Source organism: Streptomonospora halophila (assembly GCF_039542725.1).
GTDB classification, from domain to species: Bacteria; Actinomycetota; Actinomycetes; order Streptosporangiales; family Streptosporangiaceae; genus Streptomonospora; species Streptomonospora halophila.
Genome location: NZ_BAABIK010000015.1, coordinates 14304 through 38044, shown reverse-complemented (window position 1 = coordinate 38044; position 23741 = coordinate 14304). Strand labels below are relative to the sequence as shown.

At 74.6% G+C, this 23741-nt stretch carries 23 protein-coding genes; 17 read left to right on the top strand and 6 right to left on the bottom strand.

What is annotated here, in order from left to right; all coding sequences use genetic code 11:
* Positions 1–59: 59 nt before the first annotated feature.
* Positions 60–920, top strand: coding sequence for an N-acetyl-1-D-myo-inositol-2-amino-2-deoxy-alpha-D-glucopyranoside deacetylase (mshB, locus tag ABEA15_RS14220; protein WP_345557005.1), 861 nt, complete (start codon positions 60–62; stop codon positions 918–920).
* Positions 921–1035: 115 nt separating this feature from the next.
* A complete protein-coding gene (locus ABEA15_RS14215) occupies positions 1036–1494 on the top strand; it encodes a hypothetical protein (protein ID WP_344144384.1) in 459 nt (152 codons plus the stop codon).
* A 30-nt stretch (positions 1495–1524) separates the two neighbouring features.
* Here the strand turns inward: ABEA15_RS14215 and ABEA15_RS14210 are convergent, their stop codons facing one another.
* Both ABEA15_RS14210 and ABEA15_RS14205 read right to left on the bottom strand, forming a co-directional pair.
* Entirely contained in the window at positions 1525–2496 is a 972-nt protein-coding gene (locus ABEA15_RS14210) for a site-2 protease family protein (RefSeq protein WP_345557004.1), read from the bottom strand.
* A 255-nt stretch (positions 2497–2751) separates the two neighbouring features.
* Positions 2752–4086: a hypothetical protein gene (locus tag ABEA15_RS14205; protein WP_344144380.1), complete on the bottom strand. Its 1335-nt coding sequence runs from the start codon at positions 4084–4086 to the stop codon at positions 2752–2754.
* Between the two features lie 525 nt (positions 4087–4611).
* On the opposite strand from ABEA15_RS14205, the gene fdxA reads away from it, so the two are divergent.
* Together fdxA and dapC are read left to right on the top strand one after the other, a co-directional pair.
* Complete coding sequence (fdxA, locus tag ABEA15_RS14200; protein WP_344144612.1) at positions 4612–4935, top strand: ferredoxin; 324 nt, start codon at positions 4612–4614, stop codon at positions 4933–4935.
* A gap of 184 nt (positions 4936–5119) precedes the next feature.
* Positions 5120–6235: a succinyldiaminopimelate transaminase gene (gene dapC / locus ABEA15_RS14195; RefSeq protein ID WP_345557058.1), complete on the top strand. Its 1116-nt coding sequence runs from the start codon at positions 5120–5122 to the stop codon at positions 6233–6235.
* A gap of 62 nt (positions 6236–6297) precedes the next feature.
* On the opposite strand, the gene ABEA15_RS14190 is transcribed toward dapC, so the two are convergent.
* A complete protein-coding gene (locus ABEA15_RS14190) occupies positions 6298–7161 on the bottom strand; it encodes a VldE C-terminal domain-containing protein (RefSeq protein ID WP_344144377.1) in 864 nt (287 codons plus the stop codon).
* 277 nt (positions 7162–7438) lie between these two features.
* Between ABEA15_RS14190 and ABEA15_RS14185 the strand changes: the two genes are divergently transcribed.
* The 3 genes from ABEA15_RS14185 (at position 7439) to ABEA15_RS14175 (ending at position 10449) form a co-directional block, all read left to right on the top strand.
* Positions 7439–8275 (top strand): 2,3,4,5-tetrahydropyridine-2,6-dicarboxylate N-succinyltransferase, encoded by an 837-nt coding sequence (locus tag ABEA15_RS14185; RefSeq protein WP_344144374.1) that lies wholly within the window; start codon positions 7439–7441, stop codon positions 8273–8275.
* 145 nt (positions 8276–8420) lie between these two features.
* On the top strand, positions 8421–9485 hold the full coding sequence (dapE, locus tag ABEA15_RS14180) for a succinyl-diaminopimelate desuccinylase (protein WP_345557003.1): 1065 nt from the start codon (positions 8421–8423) through the stop codon (positions 9483–9485).
* Positions 9486–9621: 136 nt separating this feature from the next.
* Positions 9622–10449, top strand: coding sequence for an LOG family protein (locus ABEA15_RS14175; protein ID WP_345557002.1), 828 nt, complete (start codon positions 9622–9624; stop codon positions 10447–10449).
* Between the two features lie 316 nt (positions 10450–10765).
* Here ABEA15_RS14175 and ABEA15_RS14170 read toward each other — a convergent pair whose 3' ends face one another.
* Entirely contained in the window at positions 10766–11116 is a 351-nt protein-coding gene (locus ABEA15_RS14170; protein ID WP_345557001.1) for a hypothetical protein, read from the bottom strand.
* A gap of 152 nt (positions 11117–11268) precedes the next feature.
* Between ABEA15_RS14170 and ABEA15_RS25650 the strand changes: the two genes are divergently transcribed.
* The 4 genes from ABEA15_RS25650 to ABEA15_RS14150 all read left to right on the top strand — a co-directional run bounded on the left by ABEA15_RS25650 (position 11269) and on the right by ABEA15_RS14150 (position 15402).
* Positions 11269–11949 carry a hypothetical protein gene (locus tag ABEA15_RS25650; RefSeq protein ID WP_425579397.1) on the top strand — a complete coding sequence of 227 codons (681 nt, stop codon included), beginning with the start codon at positions 11269–11271 and terminating at the stop codon, positions 11947–11949.
* On the top strand, positions 11946–12542 hold the full coding sequence (locus ABEA15_RS14160; RefSeq protein WP_345557000.1) for a DNA-3-methyladenine glycosylase I: 597 nt from the start codon (positions 11946–11948) through the stop codon (positions 12540–12542). The genes ABEA15_RS25650 and ABEA15_RS14160 overlap by 4 nt, the downstream gene beginning before the upstream one ends.
* A gap of 400 nt (positions 12543–12942) precedes the next feature.
* Positions 12943–13524, top strand: a complete 582-nt coding sequence (locus ABEA15_RS14155) for a hypothetical protein (RefSeq protein WP_425579396.1) — start codon at positions 12943–12945, stop codon at positions 13522–13524.
* Between the two features lie 60 nt (positions 13525–13584).
* A complete protein-coding gene (locus ABEA15_RS14150) occupies positions 13585–15402 on the top strand; it encodes a serine/threonine-protein kinase (RefSeq protein ID WP_345556999.1) in 1818 nt (605 codons plus the stop codon).
* A 39-nt stretch (positions 15403–15441) separates the two neighbouring features.
* On the opposite strand, the gene ABEA15_RS14145 is transcribed toward ABEA15_RS14150, so the two are convergent.
* Entirely contained in the window at positions 15442–16158 is a 717-nt protein-coding gene (locus ABEA15_RS14145) for an enoyl-CoA hydratase-related protein (RefSeq protein WP_425579399.1), read from the bottom strand.
* Between the two features lie 418 nt (positions 16159–16576).
* On the opposite strand from ABEA15_RS14145, the gene ABEA15_RS14140 reads away from it, so the two are divergent.
* The gene (locus tag ABEA15_RS14140; RefSeq protein ID WP_084722758.1) at positions 16577–16744 is read left to right on the top strand and encodes a DUF3117 domain-containing protein; all 168 of its coding nucleotides are present in this window, start codon (positions 16577–16579) and stop codon (positions 16742–16744) included.
* A gap of 109 nt (positions 16745–16853) precedes the next feature.
* On the top strand, positions 16854–18392 hold the full coding sequence (locus ABEA15_RS14135) for a leucyl aminopeptidase (RefSeq protein ID WP_345556997.1): 1539 nt from the start codon (positions 16854–16856) through the stop codon (positions 18390–18392).
* A 29-nt stretch (positions 18393–18421) separates the two neighbouring features.
* Here the strand turns inward: ABEA15_RS14135 and ABEA15_RS14130 are convergent, their stop codons facing one another.
* A complete protein-coding gene (locus ABEA15_RS14130; RefSeq protein ID WP_344142463.1) occupies positions 18422–19045 on the bottom strand; it encodes an O-methyltransferase in 624 nt (207 codons plus the stop codon).
* Positions 19046–19453: 408 nt separating this feature from the next.
* Between ABEA15_RS14130 and sigE the strand changes: the two genes are divergently transcribed.
* From sigE to ABEA15_RS14110, 4 genes are all read left to right on the top strand, one after another.
* Positions 19454–20065, top strand: a complete 612-nt coding sequence (gene sigE / locus ABEA15_RS14125; RefSeq protein ID WP_344142428.1) for an RNA polymerase sigma factor SigE — start codon at positions 19454–19456, stop codon at positions 20063–20065.
* A gap of 2 nt (positions 20066–20067) precedes the next feature.
* Complete coding sequence (locus tag ABEA15_RS14120; RefSeq protein WP_344142427.1) at positions 20068–20742, top strand: anti-sigma factor family protein; 675 nt, start codon at positions 20068–20070, stop codon at positions 20740–20742.
* On the top strand, positions 20739–21842 hold the full coding sequence (locus tag ABEA15_RS14115; protein ID WP_345556996.1) for a sigma-E factor regulatory protein RseB domain-containing protein: 1104 nt from the start codon (positions 20739–20741) through the stop codon (positions 21840–21842). The genes ABEA15_RS14120 and ABEA15_RS14115 overlap by 4 nt, the downstream gene beginning before the upstream one ends.
* Positions 21843–22019: 177 nt before the next feature.
* Positions 22020–23729, top strand: a complete 1710-nt coding sequence (locus ABEA15_RS14110; protein ID WP_345556995.1) for a S1C family serine protease — start codon at positions 22020–22022, stop codon at positions 23727–23729.
* The last annotated feature ends 12 nt before the right edge of the window (positions 23730–23741 follow it).

Genomic DNA, 23741 nt, shown 5'->3' with positions numbered 1-23741 from the left:
TGCGGACGTGCCGGGCGCAGTGCCGTGCACAGGGCCGCGACCGGGGTATCGTCCAGACCATGACAGATCGGCGACTGCTGCTGGTGCACGCCCATCCCGACGACGAGTCCATCGTCACCGGCGCGACCATGGCCAAGTACGCCGCTGAAGGCGTCGAGGTCACGCTGGTGACGTGCACGCGCGGCGAAGAGGGCGAGATCATCCCGCCCGAGCTCGCGCACCTGGGCTCCGACCGCGACGACACCCTCGGCGAGCACCGGGTCGGCGAGCTGGACAAGGCCTGCCTCGCGATGGGGGTGCGCGACCACCGCTTCCTCGGCGGCCCCGGCCGCTACCGGGACTCCGGGATGATGGGCGCCGCCACCAACCGGCGGCGCGGCTGCTTCTGGCAGGCCGACGCGGAGGAGGCCGCGCACCTGCTGGCCCAGGTCATCCGCGAGGTGCGCCCGCAGGTCGTCGTGACCTACGACGACAACGGCGGCTACGGCCACCCCGACCACATCCAGGCGCACCGCGTCGCCGTGCGCGCGTTCGAGCGGGCCGCCGAGCGGGCCCTGCCCGGTACGCCCTGGCAGACACGCAAGCTCTACGCCGTCGCCCAGCCCAGGTCGGTGATCGAGGAGTCGGTCGAGCGGCTGCGCAGTGCTCCCGGCCCGTTCACGGCGCCCGCGACCGCGTCCGACATCGCGCCGGGCACCCCGGACCGCCTCGTCACGGCGCGCATCGACGCCTCGGCGCACTGGCCGGCCAAGGTGCTGGCGATGCGCGCGCACGCCACCCAGATCAGCGTCGACGGCGAGCTGTTCGCGCTCTCCAACGGGACCGCCCAGGAGATCCAGGCGGTGGAGTACTTCACCCAGCTCGCCGGTCCGGTGGCGCGCCGGGGGCCCAACGGCTACGAGTCCGACCTGTTCGCCTGACCGGTCGACCCGCCGCCCGCGCCGGTGCCCGGCCGCCCGTCGGGCCCGCGCCCGCCGCGCGTCCGCCCCGTCGACTACGACCACGACCACGAGCACGCCAGGAGGACCTCCCGCCGTGACCGCACAGCAGCAGCCGCCCCCGCCCCGGCCGGGTGCCGCCGCCGAGGGCCGCACGGGCGCGGTGGAGCGGATCGCCGATCCGGTCGTGACCGGACTGGGCTACACGGTGCTGCTCGCCGCGGGAGCGGCGGTCGGATTCGGCGGCTCGGTCCTCGCCGGGTGGCTGTCCTACCTGTGGGTGGCGGGCCCGGCCGGGCAGGCGGTTGCCGCGGTGGCGCTGGTGGCCGTGCTGGCCGCGCTCTTCGCCGGCTGCCGAGGGGCGGGCTGGGGGATGGGCTCGCGGCTGGGCGCCCTGCTGCCGGCGCTGGGCTGGGCGGCCGCCGTGTTCTCGCTGATCGCGGTGACCTCCGGCGGCGACATCGTGCTGACCTCGACCGTGATCGACTACTGCTACCTCTTCGGCGGTCTCACCGCGGTCGGCATCGCCGCCGTGGTGACCGAGCCCGGCCACTGAGGCCGCGCCGGCACCGCGTCGGCACCGGTGTCAGGACGCCCAGAACCGCAGCAGCACCTCGCCGAACCCGACGTCCACCTGCGGCATTCCCAGGCCCGCGAACACCTGCGTCATCGCCCGCGGCACCTCGACGTTGACCTGCGGCACCCACAGCACCGCGAACACCGCGATGACCCCGAAGAGCGACCACGGGCGCACCCGCTCGGCGATCCTGCCGGGCAGGTACGGCGCGACGACGCCGAAGCCGTCCAGGCCGGGAATCGGCAGCAGGTTGAGCACCGCCGCGGTCAGGTTGAGATAGCACAGGTACATCAGCCCGCCGAGCATCCAGTTGTCGGTGAACATGCCGGCGGGTACCAGGACGGCGACGGCGGCGGCCGCCGCGGCGGCCAGCACGAGGTTGACGGCGATCCCCGCGGCGGCGACCAGGCTGCGCCGGGCCCGGCTCGGCACGGCGGCGTCGTCCAGGTAGGTCGCGGGGCCCGGCAGGCCGATCCCGCCCAGCAGGAGGAACGCCACCGGCAGCAGCAGGCTGGAGAACAGCTCGCGGAAGCGGAGCGGGTTGAGCCGCAGGTAGCCGCCGCCGCGCAGCGCCCGGTCGCCGAAGCGGTAGGCGAGCGCGGCGTGCCCGTACTCGTGCAGGACCAGCGAGACGATCCACCCGGTCAGGATGAACACGAAGGGCAGGTACACCCGCGAGTCGTCGCCGGTCCAGTCGACCTCGGCACGCGTCCAGGAGAACCATCCGGCCAGTCCGGCGATCCCCAGCAGCAGCACGAAGACCGGGCTGGGCAGCAGGTCGGCCGCCGACCGCCCGGTGGCCGGCGCGGGAGAGCCGGGGGAGCCCGCGTCCGCGTCCTCCGCGCCAGCCGCGCCGGCCTCGCCGCCGTCCCGCCCCTCGGCCGCCTCCTCGGGCGCGCCGTGGCCCCCGGTGGTGGCCGCGGCGGCGTCTGGCCGCGGCGCGGCGTCTTCTTCCCGGTCGGTGGGCTCAGGCGCGGGCATGGTGCTCCAGCTCGTCGGATAACGGATGTCAACAGGCCGGCGGCGGGCCGCGCGGGTCGCGATCGGCGAGTCGCGCGGCGCCGGGTGGCGCGGTGCGCGGGGGATCGGCGGCGGCGCGCCGTCATCCAGGCTAGGCGCACCTGCCCGGACCTGCGCACCGGGTCGCCGAGCGCGCCGCCAGCCCGCTGTGCGCCGGGCGGGCGCGGGGGCGCACCCGCGTGCGACGCTCGCTGGGGACGGACCCGTCGAACACGCCTAAAGCGAGGTCGGGGGAGTGGTCGCCGAGATGTGCATGGCGGTGAGGGAGAACGCGTGCCCGGCCTTGGTGAGCTGGTGGCTGCCGCCCTCGCCCAGCAGGTCGCCGCCCACGACGAAGCCGAGCGTCTCCAGCAGCCAGGTGACCGTGATCAGCACCGAGCCCACCTGCTGGGTGTCGGGCAGTCGGCTGGAGGCCTCGCTGCCCCAGCCGGAGTCGGCGAGCACCAGGCGGGCCTCTTCGGCGATGTCGCCGCAGGTGCCGCGGGCGTGGCTGCCGGTCGAGCGCGACGAGAAGGACAGCAGCAGCCCGAGCAGGGTCTCGGTGGCGGCCTGGGCGAACCCGTCGGTGTCGAGCACGCTCTCGGCCACAGCGCGCCACAGCGCCTCGGTGTCGTCGTGCAGCATCCGCCCGCGCCGGGTGAGCACGAGGCGCCGGCCCGACTTGCGCACCGCCCGCATGGTGCGCAGCAGCTTGTGCAGCGCGATGAGCTGGGTGGAGTCGGTCTCGCTGCGCGGCGGCGAGGGAGAGGTGTCCCAGCCGAACTCGGCGCAGAGCTCGCGCACCACGCTGGGCGAGATGTAGCCGATCTGGGTGAGCCCGATGCCGTCGTCGGCGTAGTCCAGCAGCCGCACCACCGGCGCCAGCGCGGCCGCGGCGTCGGGCGGGGTCTCGGCGCCGCTGATGAGCTGTCCCAGCAGCGGCCACAGCCGCTGGCGGTGCGGGTGCGAGGGGGAGGACAGCCAGGCGCGCACCCGCTCCTCGCGCACGCGGTCGAGCCTGCTGCGCCCCTGCGGGTCGGGCTGGGTCAGAAACGCCCGCGTGCGCTGCTGCTGGGTGTTGCGCCAGGCGGGCGTGCCCGGCCGCAGCTCCTCCAGCGCGACGGCGAGCTCCAATGACGCCGAGGTGGCCTGGTAGGCCGCGATCTCGGCCGAGCCGAGCGTGCTGCCCCAGGTCAGCTCGGGAAGGTCGGGCGGCTCGACGCCGGAGGCGCGCATCGCCCGGCGGTAGGCCTGGTGGCCGGAGTCGTGGCTGACCCGGTGGTTCTCCAGGATCTCGCGGGTGGTGCCGGACGTGCAGATGGCGGCGTAGCGGTCCAGGCCGAGCAGGGAGAACAGGCGGCCCAGCGAGCGGGCGGCGAACGCCCGCTCGGCGGAGTCGGCGGAGAAGCGCACCGGCAGCACGTACCAGCAGAACTCCTGGACGGAGTGCTGGGTGAGCGCTTCGAGGTTGCGGCCGTCGGTGAGGGTGGAGAGCGCGGTTTCGGCGACCTGGGCGGCACGGCTGTCGGAGCGGGCGAGCTGGGCGAGGGCGGAAGCGACGGTCTCCTGCATGGCGTGGACTCGCCACCTCCCCCTTCAACATCGGCGTCCGGCGGGCACCGCGGGGAGCGCCCGCGGTGCGGCTCGCGCGCGGCGGGCCGCTAGCCGTCCGTCGTCGGCCTCTCGGCCCCCCGCCTGCGTGTGGGCGGTCGTTGCGGCACGATACGGCTTCCTGCGACGTCCTCGGCGGTGACCTCTGTCACATTTCCGTCGCGTCGGCGCAGTCGCAGCAGGCCGTCCTGCCAGGACTCCAGTACCCCGACGATATCCCGGAACCCGCCGCCGGACAGCCGCAGGCGCACAGTGGCGCGCCGACCGATGTCGCCAGGGGTCAGCTCCTGGCGCATGCGCGGGCCTGGACCCATGGGATCGACCCCCAATTACGCGGAAAAGCCCGGTGGGCGCAATACTGGAGACTGCGAATCGTGTGTCAGATGCCCGGCGGTCCCGCTCCGGACTCCCGGCATCGCCCAGGCTATGTGACAGCGAAGACACTTACGCGCGGTCAACGTGGCGAAGACCGAAGAGGAGTACGACGTGACCTACGTCATCGCGCAGCCCTGCGTCGATGTGCTCGACAAGGCGTGCATCGAGGAGTGCCCCGTCGACTGCATCTACGAGGGCAAGCGCATGCTCTACATCCACCCGGACGAGTGCGTCGACTGCGGCGCCTGCGAGCCGGTGTGCCCTGTGGAGGCCATCTACTACGAGGACGACCTTCCGGAGCAGTGGTCGGAGTACTACAAGGCCAACGTCGAGTTCTTCGACGAGATCGGCTCTCCCGGCGGCGCTTCCAAGGTCGGCCAGCTCGACACCGACCACCCCGTGGTCGCCAAGCTGCCCCCGCAGGCAGAGGAGTAGGGCGCGGACTCCGGCAGGCCACGCGCGCGGCGGTCCGCCCTTCGACCGGGCGGGCCGCCGGCAGCGGGCCGCCCGCGTGCCGGACCGGCCCGCTCGACGGAAGCCGGAGCCCGCCGCGCCGCGGCGGCGGTGCGTCATGTGACCGGTCCCCACCCGGACCGGCGATGATCGAGGGATGGACACCATGGCCGATCGCAGGCGAGTGGCAGACCGGCTGCCGACCTTCCCGTGGGACCGCCTGGCCCCGCACAAGGCGACAGCGGAGGCCCATCCCGACGGGGCGGTGGACCTGTCGGTCGGCACCCCGGTCGACTCGGTGCCCGAGCGCGTGCGCGAGGCGCTCGCCGCGGCCTCCGACTCCCCGGGCTATCCCGCCACCTACGGCACGCCGCAGCTGCGCGCGGCGGCGGCCGACTGGCTGGGGCGCTGCCACGGGGTGAGCGCGGACCCCGCGGCCGTCCTGCCCTCGCTGGGCTCCAAGGAGTTCGTGGCCTGGCTGCCCACCCTGCTGGGCCTGGGCGAGGGCGACACCGTGGTCCACCCCGAGCTCGCCTACCCCACCTACGACGTCGGCATCCGCATGTCCGGCGCCGCACCCGTCGCCTCCGACGGCCTCACCGCGCTCGGGCCCGCACCCGTGCGGCTGGTGTGGGTCAACTCCCCGGCCAACCCGACCGGCCGCGTGCTGGGCGTCGAGCACCTGCGCAAGGTCGTCGCCTGGGCGCGCGAGCGCGGCGCCGTGGTCGCCTCCGACGAGTGCTACATCGGCCTGGGCTGGGAGGGCGGCGACCCCGTCTCGGTGCTGCACCCCGACGTGTGCGGCGGCTCCCACGAAGGGCTGATCGCGCTGCACTCGCTGTCCAAGCGCTCCAACCTCGCCGGCTACCGCGCGGCGTTCGCCGCCGGCGACCAGGCGCTCGTCGACGAGCTGCTGGCGGTGCGCAAGCACGCCGGCATGATCATGCCCGGCCCGGTCCAGGCGGCCATGCGCGCCGCGCTGGACGACGACGACCACGCCCGCGAGCAGAAGGACCGCTACGCCGCCCGCCGCACGGCGCTGCGCGGCGCGCTGGAGGCCGCGGGCTGGCGGATCACCCACTCCGAGGCCGGGCTGTACCTGTGGGCGGCCCACCCCGAGCACGACGCCTGGGGCTCGGTGGCGCTGCTCGCCGAGCACGGCGTCCTCGTGGCGCCCGGCGACTTCTACGGCCCGGCGGGCGCCGGGCACGTGCGGGTGGCCTTCACCGCCACCGACGAGCGCGTCGAAGCGGCGGCCAAGCGCCTGCGCGCCCTGGCCTGACCCCGGGCCGGCGGGCCGGGCGGCCCGCCGGCCGAAGCGCGGTCGCAGGAGACCTAGGAGACCTAGGAGGCCGAGGAGAGCGCGATCTCGCCGCGCGGCGCGGCGTCGGGGACCGTCTGCCAGCCCTTCTCTCCCGCGTCGACGCGCCACCGCTGGTCCTGGTAGGTCACCGAGCTGATGCCGTACTTCCCGGCGTTGGCCACCGCCCACTGCGCCATCGCCCAGCCCAGGTCGCCCGTCTGGTAGGAGCCGCCGGGCGGGATCGCGCCGGGGTCCTCGCCGAAGACGCGGACCATCTCCTCGCGTGCGGCGTCCAGGTCGGCCTTGCCCACCCCGTCGGGCAGCACGCACGCGACCGTGGGCCCCGACGCCCCGGTGAACGCCTCGGCCATCTGGCGGGCCACGGGCTCGTGCTGGTCGTAGGCGAAGCCGTCGGCGCTGCGCTGCACGGCCTGGGCCGCTTCATAGACCGGCATGTCGGTGTAGCCGTCGATCTCGGTGAGCTTGTCGTAGAAGGCCCCGCTCGCATACACGGGATCCATCAGCTGGTCGGGCTCTCCCCACTTCTGCGAGGGCCGCTGCTGGAACAGCCCGACCGAGTCCCGGTCGCCGTACTCGATGTTGTAGAACTTGGACTCCTGCCAGACCGTGGCGTAGGCGATCACCACCGCCTGCCGGGGCAGGTCGCGCCGGAGCGCCACCCCGGCGATCGTCGCGGCGTTGGCGGCCTGCTCGGGTTCGAGGGAGTCGGTGTCGCCGTCGGCGGTGAACGTGCACTTATCGACGGGCTCGGGTTCGTCGGCGACCTCCAGCGGCCGTACCGAGGAGATCACGTAGTACCCGCCGGCGACCAGCGCTCCGCAGACCACCGTGAGCGCGATGAGGATCTTGAAGAAGGCGGAGACCCTTCTGAGCTTTCGAGGCACAGGCAGACCGTAGTGGTTGGGGGCGCGGGCGGTGCAGCCGCGCGCCTCGGTTGGCAGGATCGACCCCGCGCGGTCCCGGGCGCGGCACCGGCCGCCGCGCGTCTCGAAGCCGGGGTCTTCACGCATAGTAAGGCGTAGGGGAAAACCGCGCCCGCGCGTGACGGAGCGTATCCGGGACTGTACGGCGCCTTAAGCCGCCGGATCCGCCGCGGCGATGGCGGTGCGGCCGCGTGCGCCGGGTTGGGGAGCGGGTCGGCCACCGGTAGGCTCCGTGGCCATGACCACCGCGTTCACCAGTCCGCTTCCCGAGGAGCTCGACGCCCTCTGGGAGCGCCGATCCGAACTGACCCCCGACCACACCGAGGCCCGCGACCTGATCGTGGGCGCGGTCGACGAGCTGGACACCGGCAAGGCCCGGGTCGCCTTCGTCGACGAGGCCACCGACCAGGTCGTCGTCGACGAGCGCGCCAAGCGCGCCATCCTGCTGAGCTTCCGCGTCCTCGGGATGCAGGAGGCCGCGGTCGGCGACTTCCACTACCACGACCGCATCCCGCTCAAGACGCGCCTGGACGGCGTGCGCGTGGTGCCCGGCGCCATCGCCCGCTGGGGCTCCTACCTGGCTCCCGGCGTCGTGCTCATGCCCTCCTTCACCAACTTCGGCGCCTGGGTCGGCTCGGGCACGATGGTCGACACCTGGGCCACCGTCGGCTCCTGCGCGCAGGTCGGCGAGAACGTGCACCTCTCCGGCGGGGTCGGGGTCGGCGGCGTCCTGGAGCCGCCGCAGGCGTCTCCCGTCGTCATCGAGGACGACGCGTTCCTCGGCTCGCGCAGCATGGTCGTCGAGGGGGCCCGCGTGCGCCGCGGCGCCAAACTCGGCGCGGGCACGATCCTGACCTCCTCCACCCGGGTCTTCGACGCCGAGTCCGGCGACGAGCTACCGCGCGGCGAGGCCCCCGCCTGGTCGGTGTGCGTCACCGCCAACCGGGTCAAGAGCTTCCCCGGCGGCGACTTCGGCATGCCGTGCCTGCTGGTGCTCAAGCGCCTGGAGGCCGGCCAGGAGCACGACAAGCTGGCGCTGAACGAGCTGCTGCGGGAGCACGGCGTCAACGCCTGAGCCCGATCCCGCGCCCCCGTACGCGTGCGGCACCGCGCCGCGAGCGGCCGGGCGCCTCCGGGGGACCGGCGCGGCGCACCGCCCGCGCGCACCCGCGGGTGCGCCGCGCCTTCCGCAGACCCGAGACGAACCGAAGGCAGCCGACATGCTGGATCTGACCGCCGACGTCCGCACGCTCACGGCCGAGCTCGTCGACACCGAATCCGTCAGCGGCGGCGAGCGCCCGCTCGCCGACGCCATCGAGACCGCCCTGAGCCGGCTGCCGCACCTCGCGGTCGAACGCGACGGAGACGCGGTCATCGCCCGCACCGAGCTGGGCCGGCGCCGCCGCGTGGTGCTCGCCGGGCACATCGACACCGTGCCCATCGTCGGCAACGTCCCCTCCAGCACGATGGACGGGCGGCTGTACGGCTGCGGCGCCTCGGACATGAAGAGCGGGGTGGCCGTCCAGCTCCGGCTCGCCGCCGCGGTGCCCGAGCCCGCGCACGACGTGACCTTCGTGTTCTACGACTGCGAGGAGGTCGACGCCGAGCGCAACGGCCTCCGCCGGCTGTCGCACACCCGGCCCGACCGGCTGTGGGGCGACTTCGCGGTCCTGCTGGAGCCCACGGGCGGCGTCATCGAGGGCGGCTGCCAGGGGACGATGCGGGTGGAGGTCATCTCCCGAGGCGAGCGCGCGCACAGCGCCCGCTCGTGGATGGGCAGCAACGCCATCCACGGCGCCGGACCGATCCTGGACGTGCTGCGCTCCTACACGCCGCGGCAGCCGGTGGTCGACGGGCTGGAGTACCACGAGGGCCTCAACGCGGTGTTCGTCTCCGGCGGCGTGGCCGGCAACGTCATCCCCGACGAGTGCACCGTCACCGTGAACTACCGGTTCGCCCCCGACATCACCTCCCTCGACGCCGAGCAGCACCTGCGCGAGCTGTTCGAGGACTTCGACGTCCGGGTGACCGACTCCGCGCCGCCGGCCCGGCCCGGGCTGGACGATCCTGCGGCGGCCGACTTCGTCTCGGCCGTGGGCGGCGGAGAGGTCCGCGCCAAGCTCGGCTGGACCGACGTCGCGCGGATGGCGGAGCTGGGCGTGCCGGCGGTCAACTACGGACCCGGCGACCCGACCCTGGCGCACACCCGCGACGAGTGGGTCGCGCTCGACGCGGTCGCCGAAGCGGAGGCGCGGATGGCCTCCTGGCTGTCCGGGACGGGCTGAGGAGCCGCACAGCCTTCCCCCGGGGCGGACGCGAGCCCGGTGCCGCCGGGGCCGACAGGCGGCGGTCCGATTGTGGTCGCCCGGGTGTGGCCTGGGATTCAGCATGGCGCTCGCCGAATCCGGATAGCGTTGCCGCATGACGGAACATCGGAAAACCCGCAGCGCGGGACCCCTCACCTACCGTGGAGACGCAATACCGGAGACGACGACCGATCAACGGCTGCTGGACCGGCGCGGACCGGCCGACTGGGTGCACACCGACCCCTGGCGCGTCCTGCGCATCCAGTCCGAGTTCGTCGAAGGGTTCGGACTGCTCTCCGAGGTCGGCCACGCGGTCAGCGTCTTCGGGTCGGCCCGCACGAAGCCCGGAACCTCCTACTACGACCTCGGCCAGGAGATCGGCACCAAACTGGCCTCCTCCGGCTACGCCGTCATCACCGGCGGCGGGCCCGGCGTGATGGAGGCCGCGAACCGGGGGGCGCAGGACGCCGGCGGCACCTCGATCGGCCTCGGCATCGAGCTCCCGTTCGAACAGAGCCTCAACGACTTCATCGACATCGGCGTCACCTTCCGGTACTTCTTCGTGCGCAAGACCATGTTCGTGAAGTACTCGCAGGCGTTCGTCGTGCTGCCCGGCGGGTTCGGCACGCTGGACGAGCTGTTCGAGTCGATCACCCTGGTGCAGACCGGGAAGGTCACCCGGTTCCCCGTGGTGCTGGTCGGCACCGAGTTCTGGTCGGGACTGCGCGACTGGATCCGCAACACGCTCCTGGAGGAGGGGACGATCTCACCGGGCGACCCGGACCTGCTGCACCTGACCGACGATCCCGACGAGGTCGTCGAGATCGTCCGCAAGTCCCAGGTCGACCTCGCCCGCCGCGAGTTCGAGGCCTCGCGCGTGGCCGACGAGGCCGCGGACCTGCAGTCCGCGGAACGGGCCGCGGAGTCCTCCCGGGACGTGTGACGGGCGCCGCCGCGCGCGGGCCCGGGCGTCGGCGCGCACGCGCGTCCGCCGCCCGGGCCGCCGCCGCACCCGCCGCGCGGGTGCCGCCGCGCTGAGGCGTGTTCTGCGGGTCGCTGTCCTCCTGCGCGGTGTGCCGGCACCGCTCCAGCTGCCTTCTCGTCCGCCGGCGGGGGAGCCGCCCCGGCTCCTTCCTCGGCTCGGCGAGAGCGGCACCGGTTCCTTTCGCAGAGGCCCGCGCCGGAAGAACGCTTCGCGCCCGGGGCGCGGGGCGCACCCGCGTGCGCCGCCCGCTAGGGACGGGCCCGTCGAACACGCGCTAAGCCAGCCCGCGACGGGCGACCGCGGGCGGGCGGCGGCCCTGTACCGACGCCACCAGGTCCAGCGCCTGGCGGACCGCGTCGGGCCGCCCGGTGGCGAAGACCCGGGCGCCCAGCCACGCGTAGACCGACGCCAGCGCCACCTCCTCCGCCGCGGCACCGGCCTCCGGCGCGGGCCTGTCGCCGGAGCCCCGCGGGGGAGTGCAGCGGACCAGCACCGTTCGCCCGCGTTCGGCGAGGCGCCGCACGTCCTCGGGGGCGGGCCGGTAGCCGAGGTCCTCGGCGCCCTCGACGACCGCGCCGGGCGCCACCACTCGGACGCCGCGTGTCTCGTCCGGCGCCGTGTCCATCGCCGGTCCCTCCTGTCGGTCCGCGCTGGTCGGGCCACCGCCCCGCGCGGTCGGCGGAGCGCCCGGAGGAGGCCGCGGAGCGGCTCGTGCGCTGCGCGTCGCCGCGGCGGCGACGGCGCCGAGCCCTCGCGGTTGTGGCACCATTGAGGCTAATGTCTCCGATCATCAGCGTCCTGATCGCCCTCGCTGCGGTGGCGGTACTCGCCGGCGTGGCGTTCGTGGTCATGGGGAAGGGCGGTGAGCTGGCGCGCTTCGAGGCCGACCACCCGCCGTTGGACCTCCCCGCCGACCGCCCGCTGTCCGGTTCCGACGTGAGCCGGGTGCTGCTGCCGCTGTCGCTGTGGGGTTACCACGTGCGCGCGGTCGACGACGTGCTGCGCCGCGTGGTGGGCGCGCTTTCCGAGCGCGACGCCCGGATCGCCGACCTGGAGCGGCGCCTTCAGGAGACCGGGCGGCCCGCGCCGGACACCGCCGCTCCCGAGACCGCCCCGGGGACGGGTTCCGGGACCGGTTCCGGGCCGCGCTCCGGCTCGGTCTGGGACGCACCGCGCGAGCCCGAGGCCCCCGACCGCACCGGCGGCGCCGCGGCCGTCCGCACGGGTGCCCACGCCCGGGGCGGCGCGTCGCCGAGCGGCGCCGCGGGTTCCGGCGACCGGCCGGGCGCGGGCGGGCCGGGCGAGTCCGGCGGCGCGGGTGAGGACGGCGACGACCCCGGACCCCCTGACGACCGCGAGGGCTCCGAGGGCGGCTCGGCGGCCGCGGACGGCTCCGGCGCGACGGCCTCCGACCGCGGGTCCGAGGCCACCGGGGCACAGCGCCAGAGCGCCCGATGACGGCGGACGACGCGACCGCGCGGCCCGGCCCCGACGGCCTCCGCCGCTGCCACTGGGCGCTCGCGGGCGAGGAGCTGCTCGACTACCACGACACCGAGTGGGGCGTGGCGATCACCGGCGACGACGCCATGTTCGAGCGGATCTGCCTCGAAGGCTTCCAGGCCGGTCTGTCGTGGCTGACGGTCCTGCGCAAGCGCCCCGCCCTGCGCGAGGCCTTCGCCGGGTTCGTCCCCGCGACCGTGGCCCGCTACGGCGAGGCCGACGTCGAGCGCCTGCTGGGCGACGCGCGGATCATCCGCAGCCGCGCCAAGATCGAGGCGGTGATCCGCAACGCGCGGGCCGCGCTGGACCTACCCGCGGGACTGGCCTCGCTCGTGTGGGAGCACGCGCCGCAGGACCACCGGGTGCCCGACCGCGTCACCGACGTTCCGGCCTCCACACCCGAAAGCGCCGCGCTGGCCAAGGCGCTCAAGCGGCACGGGTTCACGTTCGTCGGTCCCACCACCGCCTACGCGACGATGCAGGCCGCGGGGGTCGTCGACGACCACCTCGGCGGGTGCTTCCGCCGGTTCCACAAGGCGCGCCCGGCCTGATACGGCGGACCCGCGCGGGAACCGCGCCGCGGCCCGACGCGTTGTAGGCTCCTGCTGCACACTCGGAAACCGGCGCCGCCTTGTCCCCGGGCGGTCGGCGGGGCGGAGGCGGGCGCGTGCTCCTCCGTTCGGTCCCGCCCTCGCACCGGCTCGCCGCGCCGTTCGATCCAGCCCGCCCCCGGCCCTCGACGGCCCCTCGTCTCCGTGCCGGATATAGGTGATTTGGGGCTGGATTTCATCTGCTGTGTGCCTCATCGCCTTTTGTCGGCGACGGTGGCCGAACGCGTCGCTTATTCTCTGTCGCTGTAGCCGCGAGCGGACACCTGCGCCTGTTCGCCTTGGAGGTCAACGCCATGATCACAGCCAAAGCCCGCGTGCGGGCCGTGCCCTGGAGCCCGCGGTGAGCGGCCCCCCCGGCTCCGCCTCCCACGAGGACGGCGCCGATCCGCAGAGCGGCGGCTCGCCGATCCGGCAGATGTCGCTGTGGCCGCCGCCGCGCTCCACCCGCCACAGCGCCAAGCGCCGCAGGAGCCTCATCGTCGGCGTACTGGCCGTGCTTCTGCTCGGAACGGGCCTCGGCACCGCCGCGGTGTGGGCGCTGCAGCGCGGGGACGCGGCGACGGCCGACGGCTCGTCCGTGCCGGAGTCCTACGCGGGGACCTGGCGCGGCGAGATGAGCCAGGTCGACGAGCAGGGCGAGCACGTCGTCGACTGGGGAGCCGAGGTCAAGCTGGAGCAGGGCGAGGAGCGCGGTGTCTCGGAGTGGTACACCCTGGACTGCCGCGGCAGCCTCGACCTGACCGAACGCACCGGCGACCGCCTCTCGTTCGACTACGTCGAGACCTACGACCCGGGGGAGAACTGCGTGGACGAGTCCGAGCTCGTCCTGGAGAGCGGCGACTCCGCAGGTACGCTCAAAGCCCGCTGGACCGCCGTCTCGCATGACGGTACTCCGATGACCTCCACCGGGACTCTCCGTTAGGGTGGGCGCCGCTGAGGTCCGCGCGCCCGCTGTGCGCGGAACACGGCCCGTGGAGGGAAGATGACCGCTACCCAGCCCCTGACAGACGACGATCCAAGGCGCATCGGCGGATACGCGCTGACCGCCCGCCTGGGGCAGGGCGGCCAGGGTGTCGTATACCTCGGCCACGACGACTCCGACGGCGCGCCCGTGGCGGTCAAGACCCTGCACTCCGACGGCATCGACGCCGCCGGGCTGCGTCGGCAGCTCGGCGAGGAGATCGAGACCGCCCGCCGGGTCGCGCGCTTCTGCACCGCCCAGGTACTGGCCGCCGACATCGACTCCGACCCCCCGTACGTCGTCAGCGAGTACATCGAGGGGCCGACCCTGCGCGAGATCGTCCGGCGGGACGGCCCGATGCGCGGCGCGTCCCTGGAGCGGCTTGCGGTGGGCACGCTGACGGCGCTGGCGGCCATCCACCAGGCCGGGATCGTGCACCGCGACTTCAAGCCGGGCAACGTGCTCATGGGCCCCGACGGGCCGCGAGTGATCGACTTCGGCATCGCCCGCGCCCTGGAGGGCACCGCCATCCTCACCAGCCAGATCGCCGGGACGCCCGCCTACATGGCGCCCGAGCAGATCGCCGGCGAGGCGCTGGGACCCGCGGTCGACCTGTTCTCCTGGGGCTCGACCATCGTCTACGCGGCCAACGGGTCGAGCCCGTTCGGCCAGGACTCGCTGCACGAGGTCCTGCACAACGTCACCAGCGAGCCGCCGGAGCTGGGCGCGCTCGACGGGCGGCTGCGCGAAATCGCCGCGCGCTGCCTGGCCAAGGACCCCGCCGAGCGGCCCACGGCGGCCGAGACGCTGATGGGCGTGCTCGGCGTGGCCATGGCCGACCCCGCGGCGGCGGCACCGGAGGAGCCCGAAACCCCGGCCGGCGAAGCGGGGGCGCTGCCCGTTCACACCCTGGCGGCCGGGGCGGTCGCGGCGGCCGCTCCCGAGGCGCGTGAGCGCACCGCCGCCGAACTGCGCGACAGCCTGCCGCACGGCGCCGGAGAGCCGGGCGGCGACGAGGGCGTCTTCCGCTCGTTCCCGCCCACCGCGCCCCCGCCGGGGACGGGACCGCATTACGGCCCGGCGCAGACCCCGCCCGCGGCGCCGAGCGGCCCGCAGACGCCCCCGCCGCCCGCTGGACCGACCGGCGGCGCGCCCCGGCCGAACCCGCCCGCCGGCGACTGGTCGGCGCCCGGTTCGGGAGCCGCCTCGCAGCCGCCGCATGGAGCGTCCTCCGGGCCGCAGCGCCCCTACCCGGGCGGCGGGCCTGCTCCGATGCCCCCGACCGGCGGCCAGCAGCCCTTCGGTCCCGGTCCCGCCGCGTCCGCGTCGGGCCCGCAGCCGCCGCTCGCGCCCGGACCCGGCGGCGGGCCGGGCGGCCCGCCGCCGGGGCAGCAGCAGGCCTACGGTCCGGGGCCCGCGACGCCGCCTCCCTCGCCCTACGCTCCCCAAGCCGCGGCGGGCCCGACCGGCGGACAGGCTCCCCCGGGTCCGGGGCCCCAGCCCCCGCAGCGGCCTTCGGGGCCCGCATCGGGCCCGCAGTCGCCCTACGGTCCCGCCGGAGCCGCGCCGCCGCACGCTCAGTCCGGGCCCCAGACCCCCTACGCGCCGGGACCCGGCGGCCCCGGCGGTCCGGTCTCAGGGCCGCAGGCGCCCGCGCCGTACGGGCCGGTCGGCGCCGGTCCGCAGACCGGCGGCCAGCAGCCGTACGGCCCCGCCGGGACCGCGCCGGCCAAGCCCTCCGGCGGCAGCGGGGCCGGCGTGATCGTCGGCATCGTCGCGGGTGCGTCGCTCCTGGTCGTGGTCCTGGTGGGGATCGTCATCGCCGTGATCCTCTCCTGAGGGGACCGCGGCGGCGAGCGCACCCGCGGCGGGAGGCGGCTAGTGCCCCTCGAACTCCGGCTTCTCCTTCTTCAAGAAGGCCACGGTGGCGGTGAGGTGGTCGTGTGTCTCGGCGCACTGGTCCTGCAGGCTGGCCTCCATCTCCAGGGCGTTGGCCAGGTCCAGCCCCGAGCCGAACGTCAGCTCGGCCTTGATGGTGGCGTAGGCGACCGTGGGCCCCTCGGCCAGGCGCACCGCGAGCTCCCGTGCGGCCGATTCCAGCTCGTCGTCCGGCACCACCTTGCTGACCAGGCCGATGTCCAGGGCGCGCGCGGCCGGGACGGGTTCGGCGAGCATCAGCATCTCCATCGCGCGGGCGTGGCCGACCAGGCGCGGCAGTGTCCACGAGGCGCCCGAGTCCGAGCCCAGCCCGACATTGGCGAAGGCCATCAGGAACGACGCGCTCTCGGCCGCGACGCGCAGGTCGCAGGCGAAGGCCAGCGAGGCGCCCGCGCCCGCGGCCGTGCCGTTGACCGCCGCGACGACCGGCTTGGGCATGCGCGCCAGGCCCAAAACGATGGGGTTGTAGTGGTCGCGGACGGTACCGTTGAGTCCGCGGCCCTCATTGAGGTTCTCCGCGTGTTCCCGCAGGTCCTGTCCGGCGCAGAACGCCTTGCCGCTGCCGGTGAGCAGCACCGCGCGGGCCCCGGTGTCGTTCTTGGCGCGCTCGATCGCCGACAGCAGGGCCTGCTTGGTCTGCACGGTCAGCGAGTTCATGGCCTTCGGCCGGTTCAGCCGGATCGTGGCGACGCCGTCGGCGAGCTCGTAGCTGACAGCGGAGTCGCCGGTGTCCGCACCGGCTCTCCCGTCGCCCGCTTCGGCGTTATTGCCGGCGGTGCCTGCGGTGTCTGACTCGGACAAGCCAATCTCCCGGTCTGTTCGGCTGCTGGCGCGGTCCCCGCGACCGCGAAAGTGCGCTGCGGCTATAACCTTACTGTTCGGATTCCTCGGGACCGATGGTCCCGGCACTGTCCGATCGTTCCCAATCGGTTCCCAAAACCGAGATAATGGCAGAACAGTGATTCGTTCCCTGAGTCACGCGGATGCGGCGCGACCGGACCGGCGCCCCGATGCAGGGGGTATCTCCGCCCGAGCGGCCCATTCACTGCAGTCTTCCTATGAAAGGGGATACGGCATGGCGGCGATGAAGCCGAGGACCGGTGATGGTCCGATGGAGGTCACCAAGGAGGGCCGCGGCATCATCATGCGGGTCCCGCTTGAGGGCGGCGGGCGACTCGTCGTCGAGCTCACGCCGGACGAGGCCGCCGAGCTCAAGGAGGCCCTGGACGGCGTCGTCGGCTGATCCGCCGCTCCGCCCGGCGGCGACTCCGACCGCCGCGCGAGCGTGCCGCTGCCACCGCGACGCGGGGCCGCGGCTCCACCGAGACCCCACCCCACGATTGCGAGCATCCGTGCCGATCGCTACGGAGATCCGCCCAGTTGCGGGCACCCTCATCGACTCGGCCGCCGATCTGGTGGCCATCCCCGTCGTCCGCGGCGAGGCGCCGGCCGCCGTCACCGTCGGCGCGGGTCCCGACCCGGCCGAACTGGCCGCGCGGCTGCCCGCATCGCTCGCGGACCTGGTCGCGCACTACGAGCTGACCGGGAAGCCGGGTGAAATCGCGCAGTTCCCCGCCGACTTCGGTGCTGGGCTCGTGCGGGTCGTGCTGCTGGGCGTCGGCGAGGCGGCCCCTGCCGACCTGCGCGCCGCCGGTGCCGCCCTGGCCCGCGCGGCCAGGGGCCACACAGCGGCGGCGACCACAGTGGCGCTGCTGGACGCGGCGGCCGAGAACGGTGCGGCGGGGGTGGAGGCGTTCGTCGAAGGCGTCCTGCTGGCCTCCTACCGCTTCACCCTGGCCTCCTCGGCCACAGGCGCCGCGGCGGTGGCGGCCCTCGAACTGGTCGGCGCCGACTCCGGCTCCGCCGCAGCGGCGGTCGAGCGCGGCAAGGCCCTGGCACAGGCCACCGGCATGGCCCGGGACCTGATCAACACGCCCTCGGCCGAGAAGGACCCGGCGTGGCTGGCCGCGCGTGCCGGAGTGGTCGCCGCGGAGTCCGGTCTGACGGCCGGGATCTGGGACGAGCGTGCGCTCGTCCGCGACGGCTTCGGCTCGATCCTGGCCGTGGGCGCCGGCTCGGACCGGCCGCCGCGGCTGGTGCGGCTGGACTACCGGCCCGAGAACCCCGGCGGCCACGTCGTCCTGGTCGGCAAGGGGATCACCTTCGACACCGGCGGGCTCTCCCTCAAGCCCAACGACAACATGAAGCTGATGAAGACCGACATGAGCGGCGCCGCCGTGGTCCTCGGCGTCATGTCGGCGCTGGCCGGGCTGGGCTCCGGCGTGGCCGTCACCGGTCTGCTCGCCGTCGCCGAGAACTCCTTCTCGGGCTCGGCGCAGCGGCCCGGCGACGTGATCACGACCTACGACGGGCACACCGTCGAGGTGCTCAACACCGACGCCGAGGGTCGGCTGGTCATGGCCGACGCCCTCGGCTACGCGGTGGCCGAGCTGGAGCCGGACGCCATCGTCGACGTCGCCACCCTCACCGGCGCGGCGAAACTGGCGCTCGGCACCGGTATGGGAGCCCTGTTCAGCGGCGACGACGATCTCGCCGCCGCGCTGAGCGAGGCGGCGGAGCGATCCGGCGAGCCCGTGTGGCGGCTGCCGCTGACCGAGGAGTACCGCGACTGCCTGGACTCCCGGGTGGCCGACCTGGCCAACATCGGCAACGGCGACTACGGGCGGCCGGGCGCCGCCGAGGCTGCGCTCTTCCTGCGCGAGTTCACCGGCGGCGTGCCGTGGGCGCACCTGGACATCGCCGGTCCCGGGCGCTCAATGAGCGACGAGGGCGTGCTGAGCAAGGGCGGCACCGGGTTCTCCACCCGGCTGCTGCTGCGCTGGCTGTCGGGCGAGAAACCGCCGGTCGCCCCGGCCCGAGCTGCGGGCTAGCGCGGCGCCGCCTCCTGCGGGGCCGGCGCTCAGCTGTCGGCAGGGGCCTCCTCGCGGATCGCCGCGAGGAGGCCCTCGCCGATCGGCAGCAGCAGCGGGATGAGCTGCTCGTCGTCGCGGACCAGGCGGGCGACCTCGCGCACCGCCGCCGTGCCCGCATCGGGCGCGCTCAGCGGTCCGTCGGAGCTGGTGGCGGCCTCCAGGGCGTTGTTGAACACCACGATCCCGCCGACGCGCAGCAGCCGCAGCGCCTCGGCGAGGTACGCCGGGTAGGAGGCGGGCTCGGCGTCGACGAAGACCATGTCGTAGGCGCCGTCGGTCAGGCGCGGCAGCACGTGCAGGCCGCGCCCCAGGATCAGCCGCACCCGGTTGGCCGGAAACCCGGCCCGGCGGTAGGCCGCGCGCGCGAGCTCCTGGTACTCGGGCTCGATGTCGACGCTGGTCAGCACCGATTCCCCGCGCATGCCCCGGAGCAGCCAGATCCCGGAGCTGCCGCACCCGGTGCCCACCTCGACCACGGCCCGGGCGCCGATCGAGGCGGCCAGGAAGCGCAGCGCAGCCCCGCCGGAGGCGCTGATCGGCGATGACTCGGCCCGCTGCCCGGTCTCGCGCGCCGAGGACAGCGTGGCGTCCTCGACGGCGTACTGCTCGATGTGGGCCAGTGTGTGGGCCAGTGTGTCGTCTCGGCTGGCGATGGCGGCCTCCCCGCGTGTGACTTTCCTGGGTGCCCGAGCCGGGCGGCCCCGTCGCGGGACCTGGTTCGGCCGGATGGCGGACGCGGCGTGCGCCGGCTTGCGCGGACCGCGGAACGCACCGGGCGCACCCGGGCTCACTCAGCGTGCCGATGTGCTCACCCGCCACCGGGTCCAGGGCACAGACTAGCCTGCCAGGGGCGTGCGCGGCGTGTTCGCGGCCCCGGGAACTTATTCGCCCTGTGGCGGCGTTGCAAACTGGGTAGGGACGATTCGACAATCCGACTGCCCGGTGGTGGCCCCAGCACGACCGGTCTGACGTCGCAGAGGCGGTTCGCCGCCGCTGCGAGGGCACGCGATCCGAAGGGAGTGGCGGTGGCAGACTCCGACGCTGCCGTGGACTTCGAGCCGTGGGAGCCGCCGAGCTGGGATGAGGTCGTGCGCAACCATTCGGCCCGGGTCTACCGGCTGGCCTACCGCCTCACCGGAAACAAGCACGACGCCGAGGACCTCACCCAGGAGGTGTTCATCCGCGTCTTCCGGTCGCTGTCCAGCTACACCCCCGGCACCTTCGAGGGCTGGCTGCACCGGATCACCACCAACCTCTTCCTCGACACCGCGCGGCGCAAGCAGCGCATCAGGTTCGAGGGGTTCTCCGACAACGCCGACGACCGCCTCCAGGGCCGCGAGCCTTCGCCCGCCCAGTCGTTCGACGACCGGCACTTCGACGCCGACATCCAGGCCGCGCTCGACGACCTGCCCGCGGAGTTCCGCGCGCCGGTCGTGCTGTGCGACATCGAAGGCCTGTCCTATGAGGAGATCGCCGCGACTCTGGGTGTCAAGCTCGGCACCGTGCGCAGCCGGATCCACCGCGGACGCGCCCAGCTGCGCAAGGCGCTGGAGCACCGGCGGCGGCTGGCCGCTCAAGAGTCCCCGCTCGGTGCGCAGGGCGCCGAATCGAGTATCGGGGAGGTGGAGTGAACATGGACCACATGGAAGAGCGCCTGTCCGCTCTGGTCGACGGCGAGCTCGGCCACTCCGAGCGCGACCGCGTCCTGCGGCACCTGGCCTCCTGCGAGAACTGCCGGTTCGAGGCCGAGATGCTGCGGGGCCTCAAGCGCCGCCTGCACGGCCTCGACTCCCCTGAGCCCTCCACCGACTTCCTGGGACGCCTGTCGGCGATGAGCGGTCCGCCGGGGCAGCCGCCGGGACAGGGCCCGCAGCCGCCCATGGGCGGCGCCGGCGGGTTCGGCTCGATGCCGCCGCTGGGCTCCAGCCGACCGATCGGCGGCGGGCTGCCCCGCGCCTTCGGTGGCGACACCGCCCTTGCCGTGGCCGAGGAGGCACCGGCCCCGGCCCCAGCTCCGGCGCGCCCCCGCCGCCCGCGCCCGCAGCGCCCGCTCTCGGTGCTGCGCCCGCGCTGGGAGCGCACGCGCTACGCGGTCGCCGGGGTCTCGGTTCTGGCGGTCGCGCTCGGGACGGCCTTCGTCGTCGGCGGCGACGTCGAGGACGCCCCGGTCGTCATCCCCAACGTCGACGACTACGCCATCGAGCACGCGGTGACCTCGCGCCAGGCCACCGTGCCCGAACCCGAAAGCAGCGCCCCGGAGACCGGTGCGGTGGCGAAGGCCTCCGCACCGGCGTCCGAACCGCGGTGAGGGGCGCGGGGCCGTCGAACGGCGGCGCGCCCTCCCGCCTCCCGCCGCCCGCGAGGGCGGCACAGCGCTCCGGCCCGCCCGTCAGGGTCCCGCTCGTCCTGCTGTCCCTGTCGCTGGTCGTCCTGGTGCTGCTGCCGGGGTCGGCCACCGCCCGGGCCGACGACGTGCCGGCCGCCGGCGAGGACGACGGCATGGCACTGCTGCGCCGGGCGTCCGACTCGGCCCGATCGGTCTCCTTCGAGGGCGTGCAGCTCGTGAACGCGGGAGGCGACTCCCGGTTGGTGGACGTCGTGCACCGGGCCGGCGAGGCGACCGGCTACCGCTACTCCGGCGGAGCGCGCCCCGACCGCGAGGTGGTGGTCGGCGAGACCCCGCCGCTGACGAAGGCCGACGACGAGCTGCTGGACCAGCTGGCCGCCAACTACCGGGTGACCCGCTCCGGAACGGGGCGGATGTGCGGGCGCCCGGCGACCGTGGTGGAGGCGCGCCGGACCGACGGCACCGTCGCCGGGCGGATGTGGATCGACCGGTCCACGGGACTGCCGCTGCGCCGGGAGACCCGCGACCACTCCGGCGCTCTCGTGCACGCCTTCGAGTTCGTCGAGGTGCGCGTGGACGGCGATCCCGAACCGCTGGCTGCGAAGGCGGCGCGGGCGCAGCCGTGGTCCGAGGACCTCTCCGACAGTGAGCTGGCGGACCTGCGCGAGCGCGGCTGGCACATTCCCGAGCGGCCGTCCTGGAACCTGCGCCTCGTCCGGGCCTGGACCAAGCCGGCCGAAGGCGGCCGCGTGGTCCACCTGGCCTACTCCGACGGGCTTTCGGTCGTCTCGGTGTTCGCCCAGCGCGGGCGCCTTCCCGGCGGATCCGAAGGAACCGGCGAGGGTGCCCCGAAGGTCGTAAAAGGGGACGGCGCCGGCGGGTCCGGCACCGGGCAGCAGCGGATTTGGGACGCCGACGGCTTCGTCTACACGGCCATGGGCCAGGCGCCGCGGGGTCTGCTCGACGCGGCGGCCGACGGCTTCCCCGACGCGGAGCCGCTCCTCTTCTGGGCGCGGGTCCTGCGGGGGTTCGGCCACCTCTCCGCGACTGTGACCGAGTGAAGCGCGGCCAGTAGGGTCCAGAAAGGTCCGTCATGGGCGGACTCATGCTGCCAATCGCTGCGAAACCCCCACCGGGGGGCATAGGGTCCGCCGGTGGCGATGCCCGGCAGCGGACCTAACAGCCGGTTTATGCGGACTGCTCCACCATTGGGGCGGCGGCGACAGACGGAGAGTTGGATGACCGACGAAACCGGACCCCGTTCCCCCGACGGCGGGCCCGACCAGACCTGGTCGCACCCGCAGTCCCCGGCGGAGGGGCGACCGGAGGCCGCACAGCCCCCCGCGGACGCGCCCCCCGCTGAGCAGCAGCCCGAACCGCCGGCTCCGCCGCAGCAGTTCGCCGATGCCGGGACCGGTGAGCAGCAGGCCGAGCCGCCCGCACCGCCGCAGCAGTCGGCCGACCCCTGGGCCGGCGGGCCCGCCGGCCCGCCGCCCGATGCGGGCGCGGGCGCGGCACCCGACTCCCCCTATGCGCAGCAGTGGCAGCCTCCCCAGGGTCCGCCGCCGGCGGGTGCGTGGGCGGCCCGCCCCCCTCAGCACCCGGGCGCCCCCGTGACCGGAACCGGCCAGTGGCCGATCCAGGGCGCGGGCGGCCAGGCGCCGGGAGCCCCCCATTACGCGCAGCAGGGCGGCGTCCCCGGCATGGGCGGTCCCGGAGCCCCGCCGCCCGGTGCACCCGGCGGACCGGGCGACCCGGGGGGTGCCGGGCCCTTCCCCGCGCCCGGCTTCCCGCCGCCCCGGCCGCCGAAGCAGCGGCGCGGCATGCCGCTGTGGGCGGTGCTGATCGTCGTCGCGGTGGTGGCGGTCGGATCGGCGGGTGTCGGCGGCGCCCTCGGCGGTTCGCTGGGTGTGCAGACCGCCGCCCCCTCGCCCGGCGAGTCCTCGCCCCGGCTCAACACCGACCTGCCCTCCGATGCCCCGAGCCGGGCCCCCGACACCGTCGCGGGCGTCGCTCAGCGCGTCAGCCCCAGCGTGGTCTCCATCCAGGACGGCGGCACATCGCTGAGCGGGAACGGCTCGGGCTTCGTCATCGAGAACGACCACGTCGTCACCAACAACCACGTGGCCTCGGCGCTGCAGGGCGGCGACATGGAGGTCGTCTACAGCGACGGCCAGACCAGCGGCGCGAGCATCGTCGGCACCCGGCCCGAGTCCGACCTGGCTGTGCTGGACCTGGAAGACCCCATGGACGTCCAGCCGCTGGAGTTCGGCGACTCCGAGAAGGTGACGGTCGGGGACGAGGTCATCGCGATCGGGGCGCCGCTGGGCCTGGCGGGCACCGTCACCTCCGGCATCATCAGCGCGGTCGACCGCCCCGTGAACCTGGGAGAGGGCTCCTCCGGCGGCGGGACCGCCATCAGCGCCCTGCAGACCGACGCCGCCATCAACCCGGGCAACTCCGGCGGACCGCTGGTCGACGCCCAGGGCCGGGTGATCGGCGTCAACACCGCGATCGCCACCCTCGGCGGCGGCGGGGCGCAGGGCGGCCAGGGCGGCAGCATCGGGCTCGGCTTCGCGATCCCCTCGGCGGAGGTCGAGGGCGTCGTCGACGACATCATCAGCGGTGCGGGCGGGGGCGGCTCCGGTTCGCAGGGCGGCGCCGAGATGGGCGTGCTGCTCGACGAGAGCTACGACCAGGGCGCGCGCATCGCCGTCCCCGACGGGCAGAGCGGCGTCTCGGCGGTCGAGCCCGGCGGCCCGGCCGACGAGGCGGGCCTGCGCGAAGGCGACGTCGTCATCCGGTTCGACGGGCGGGACATCTCCGACGCGGACACGCTGGTCCGCCTCATCGGCGAGTACGAGGCCGGCGACCGGGTGGAGATCGTCTACGAGCGCGACGGCGAGCGCCGCACCACCGACATCACCCTGGGCTCGACCACGGACTGACGACCGTCCCGC

Coding starts and splice junctions, on each gene's coding strand:
- ABEA15_RS14120 (WP_344142427.1), top strand. CDS start 20,068: ATGGACCACATGGAAGAGCGCCTGTCCGCTCTGGTCGACGGCGAGCTC.
- ABEA15_RS14170 (WP_345557001.1), bottom strand. CDS start 11,116: ATGGACACGGCGCCGGACGAGACACGCGGCGTCCGAGTGGTGGCGCCC.
- ABEA15_RS14110 (WP_345556995.1), top strand. CDS start 22,020: ATGACCGACGAAACCGGACCCCGTTCCCCCGACGGCGGGCCCGACCAG.
- ABEA15_RS14205 (WP_344144380.1), bottom strand. CDS start 4,086: ATGCAGGAGACCGTCGCTTCCGCCCTCGCCCAGCTCGCCCGCTCCGAC.
- ABEA15_RS14160 (WP_345557000.1), top strand. CDS start 11,946: ATGACGGCGGACGACGCGACCGCGCGGCCCGGCCCCGACGGCCTCCGC.
- ABEA15_RS14210 (WP_345557004.1), bottom strand. CDS start 2,496: ATGCCCGCGCCTGAGCCCACCGACCGGGAAGAAGACGCCGCGCCGCGG.
- ABEA15_RS14145 (WP_425579399.1), bottom strand. CDS start 16,158: ATGAACTCGCTGACCGTGCAGACCAAGCAGGCCCTGCTGTCGGCGATC.
- ABEA15_RS14175 (WP_345557002.1), top strand. CDS start 9,622: ATGACGGAACATCGGAAAACCCGCAGCGCGGGACCCCTCACCTACCGT.
- ABEA15_RS25650 (WP_425579397.1), top strand. CDS start 11,269: ATGTCTCCGATCATCAGCGTCCTGATCGCCCTCGCTGCGGTGGCGGTA.
- ABEA15_RS14140 (WP_084722758.1), top strand. CDS start 16,577: ATGGCGGCGATGAAGCCGAGGACCGGTGATGGTCCGATGGAGGTCACC.
- dapC (WP_345557058.1), top strand. CDS start 5,120: ATGGCCGATCGCAGGCGAGTGGCAGACCGGCTGCCGACCTTCCCGTGG.
- ABEA15_RS14185 (WP_344144374.1), top strand. CDS start 7,439: ATGACCACCGCGTTCACCAGTCCGCTTCCCGAGGAGCTCGACGCCCTC.
- dapE (WP_345557003.1), top strand. CDS start 8,421: ATGCTGGATCTGACCGCCGACGTCCGCACGCTCACGGCCGAGCTCGTC.
- mshB (WP_345557005.1), top strand. CDS start 60: ATGACAGATCGGCGACTGCTGCTGGTGCACGCCCATCCCGACGACGAG.
- ABEA15_RS14150 (WP_345556999.1), top strand. CDS start 13,585: ATGACCGCTACCCAGCCCCTGACAGACGACGATCCAAGGCGCATCGGC.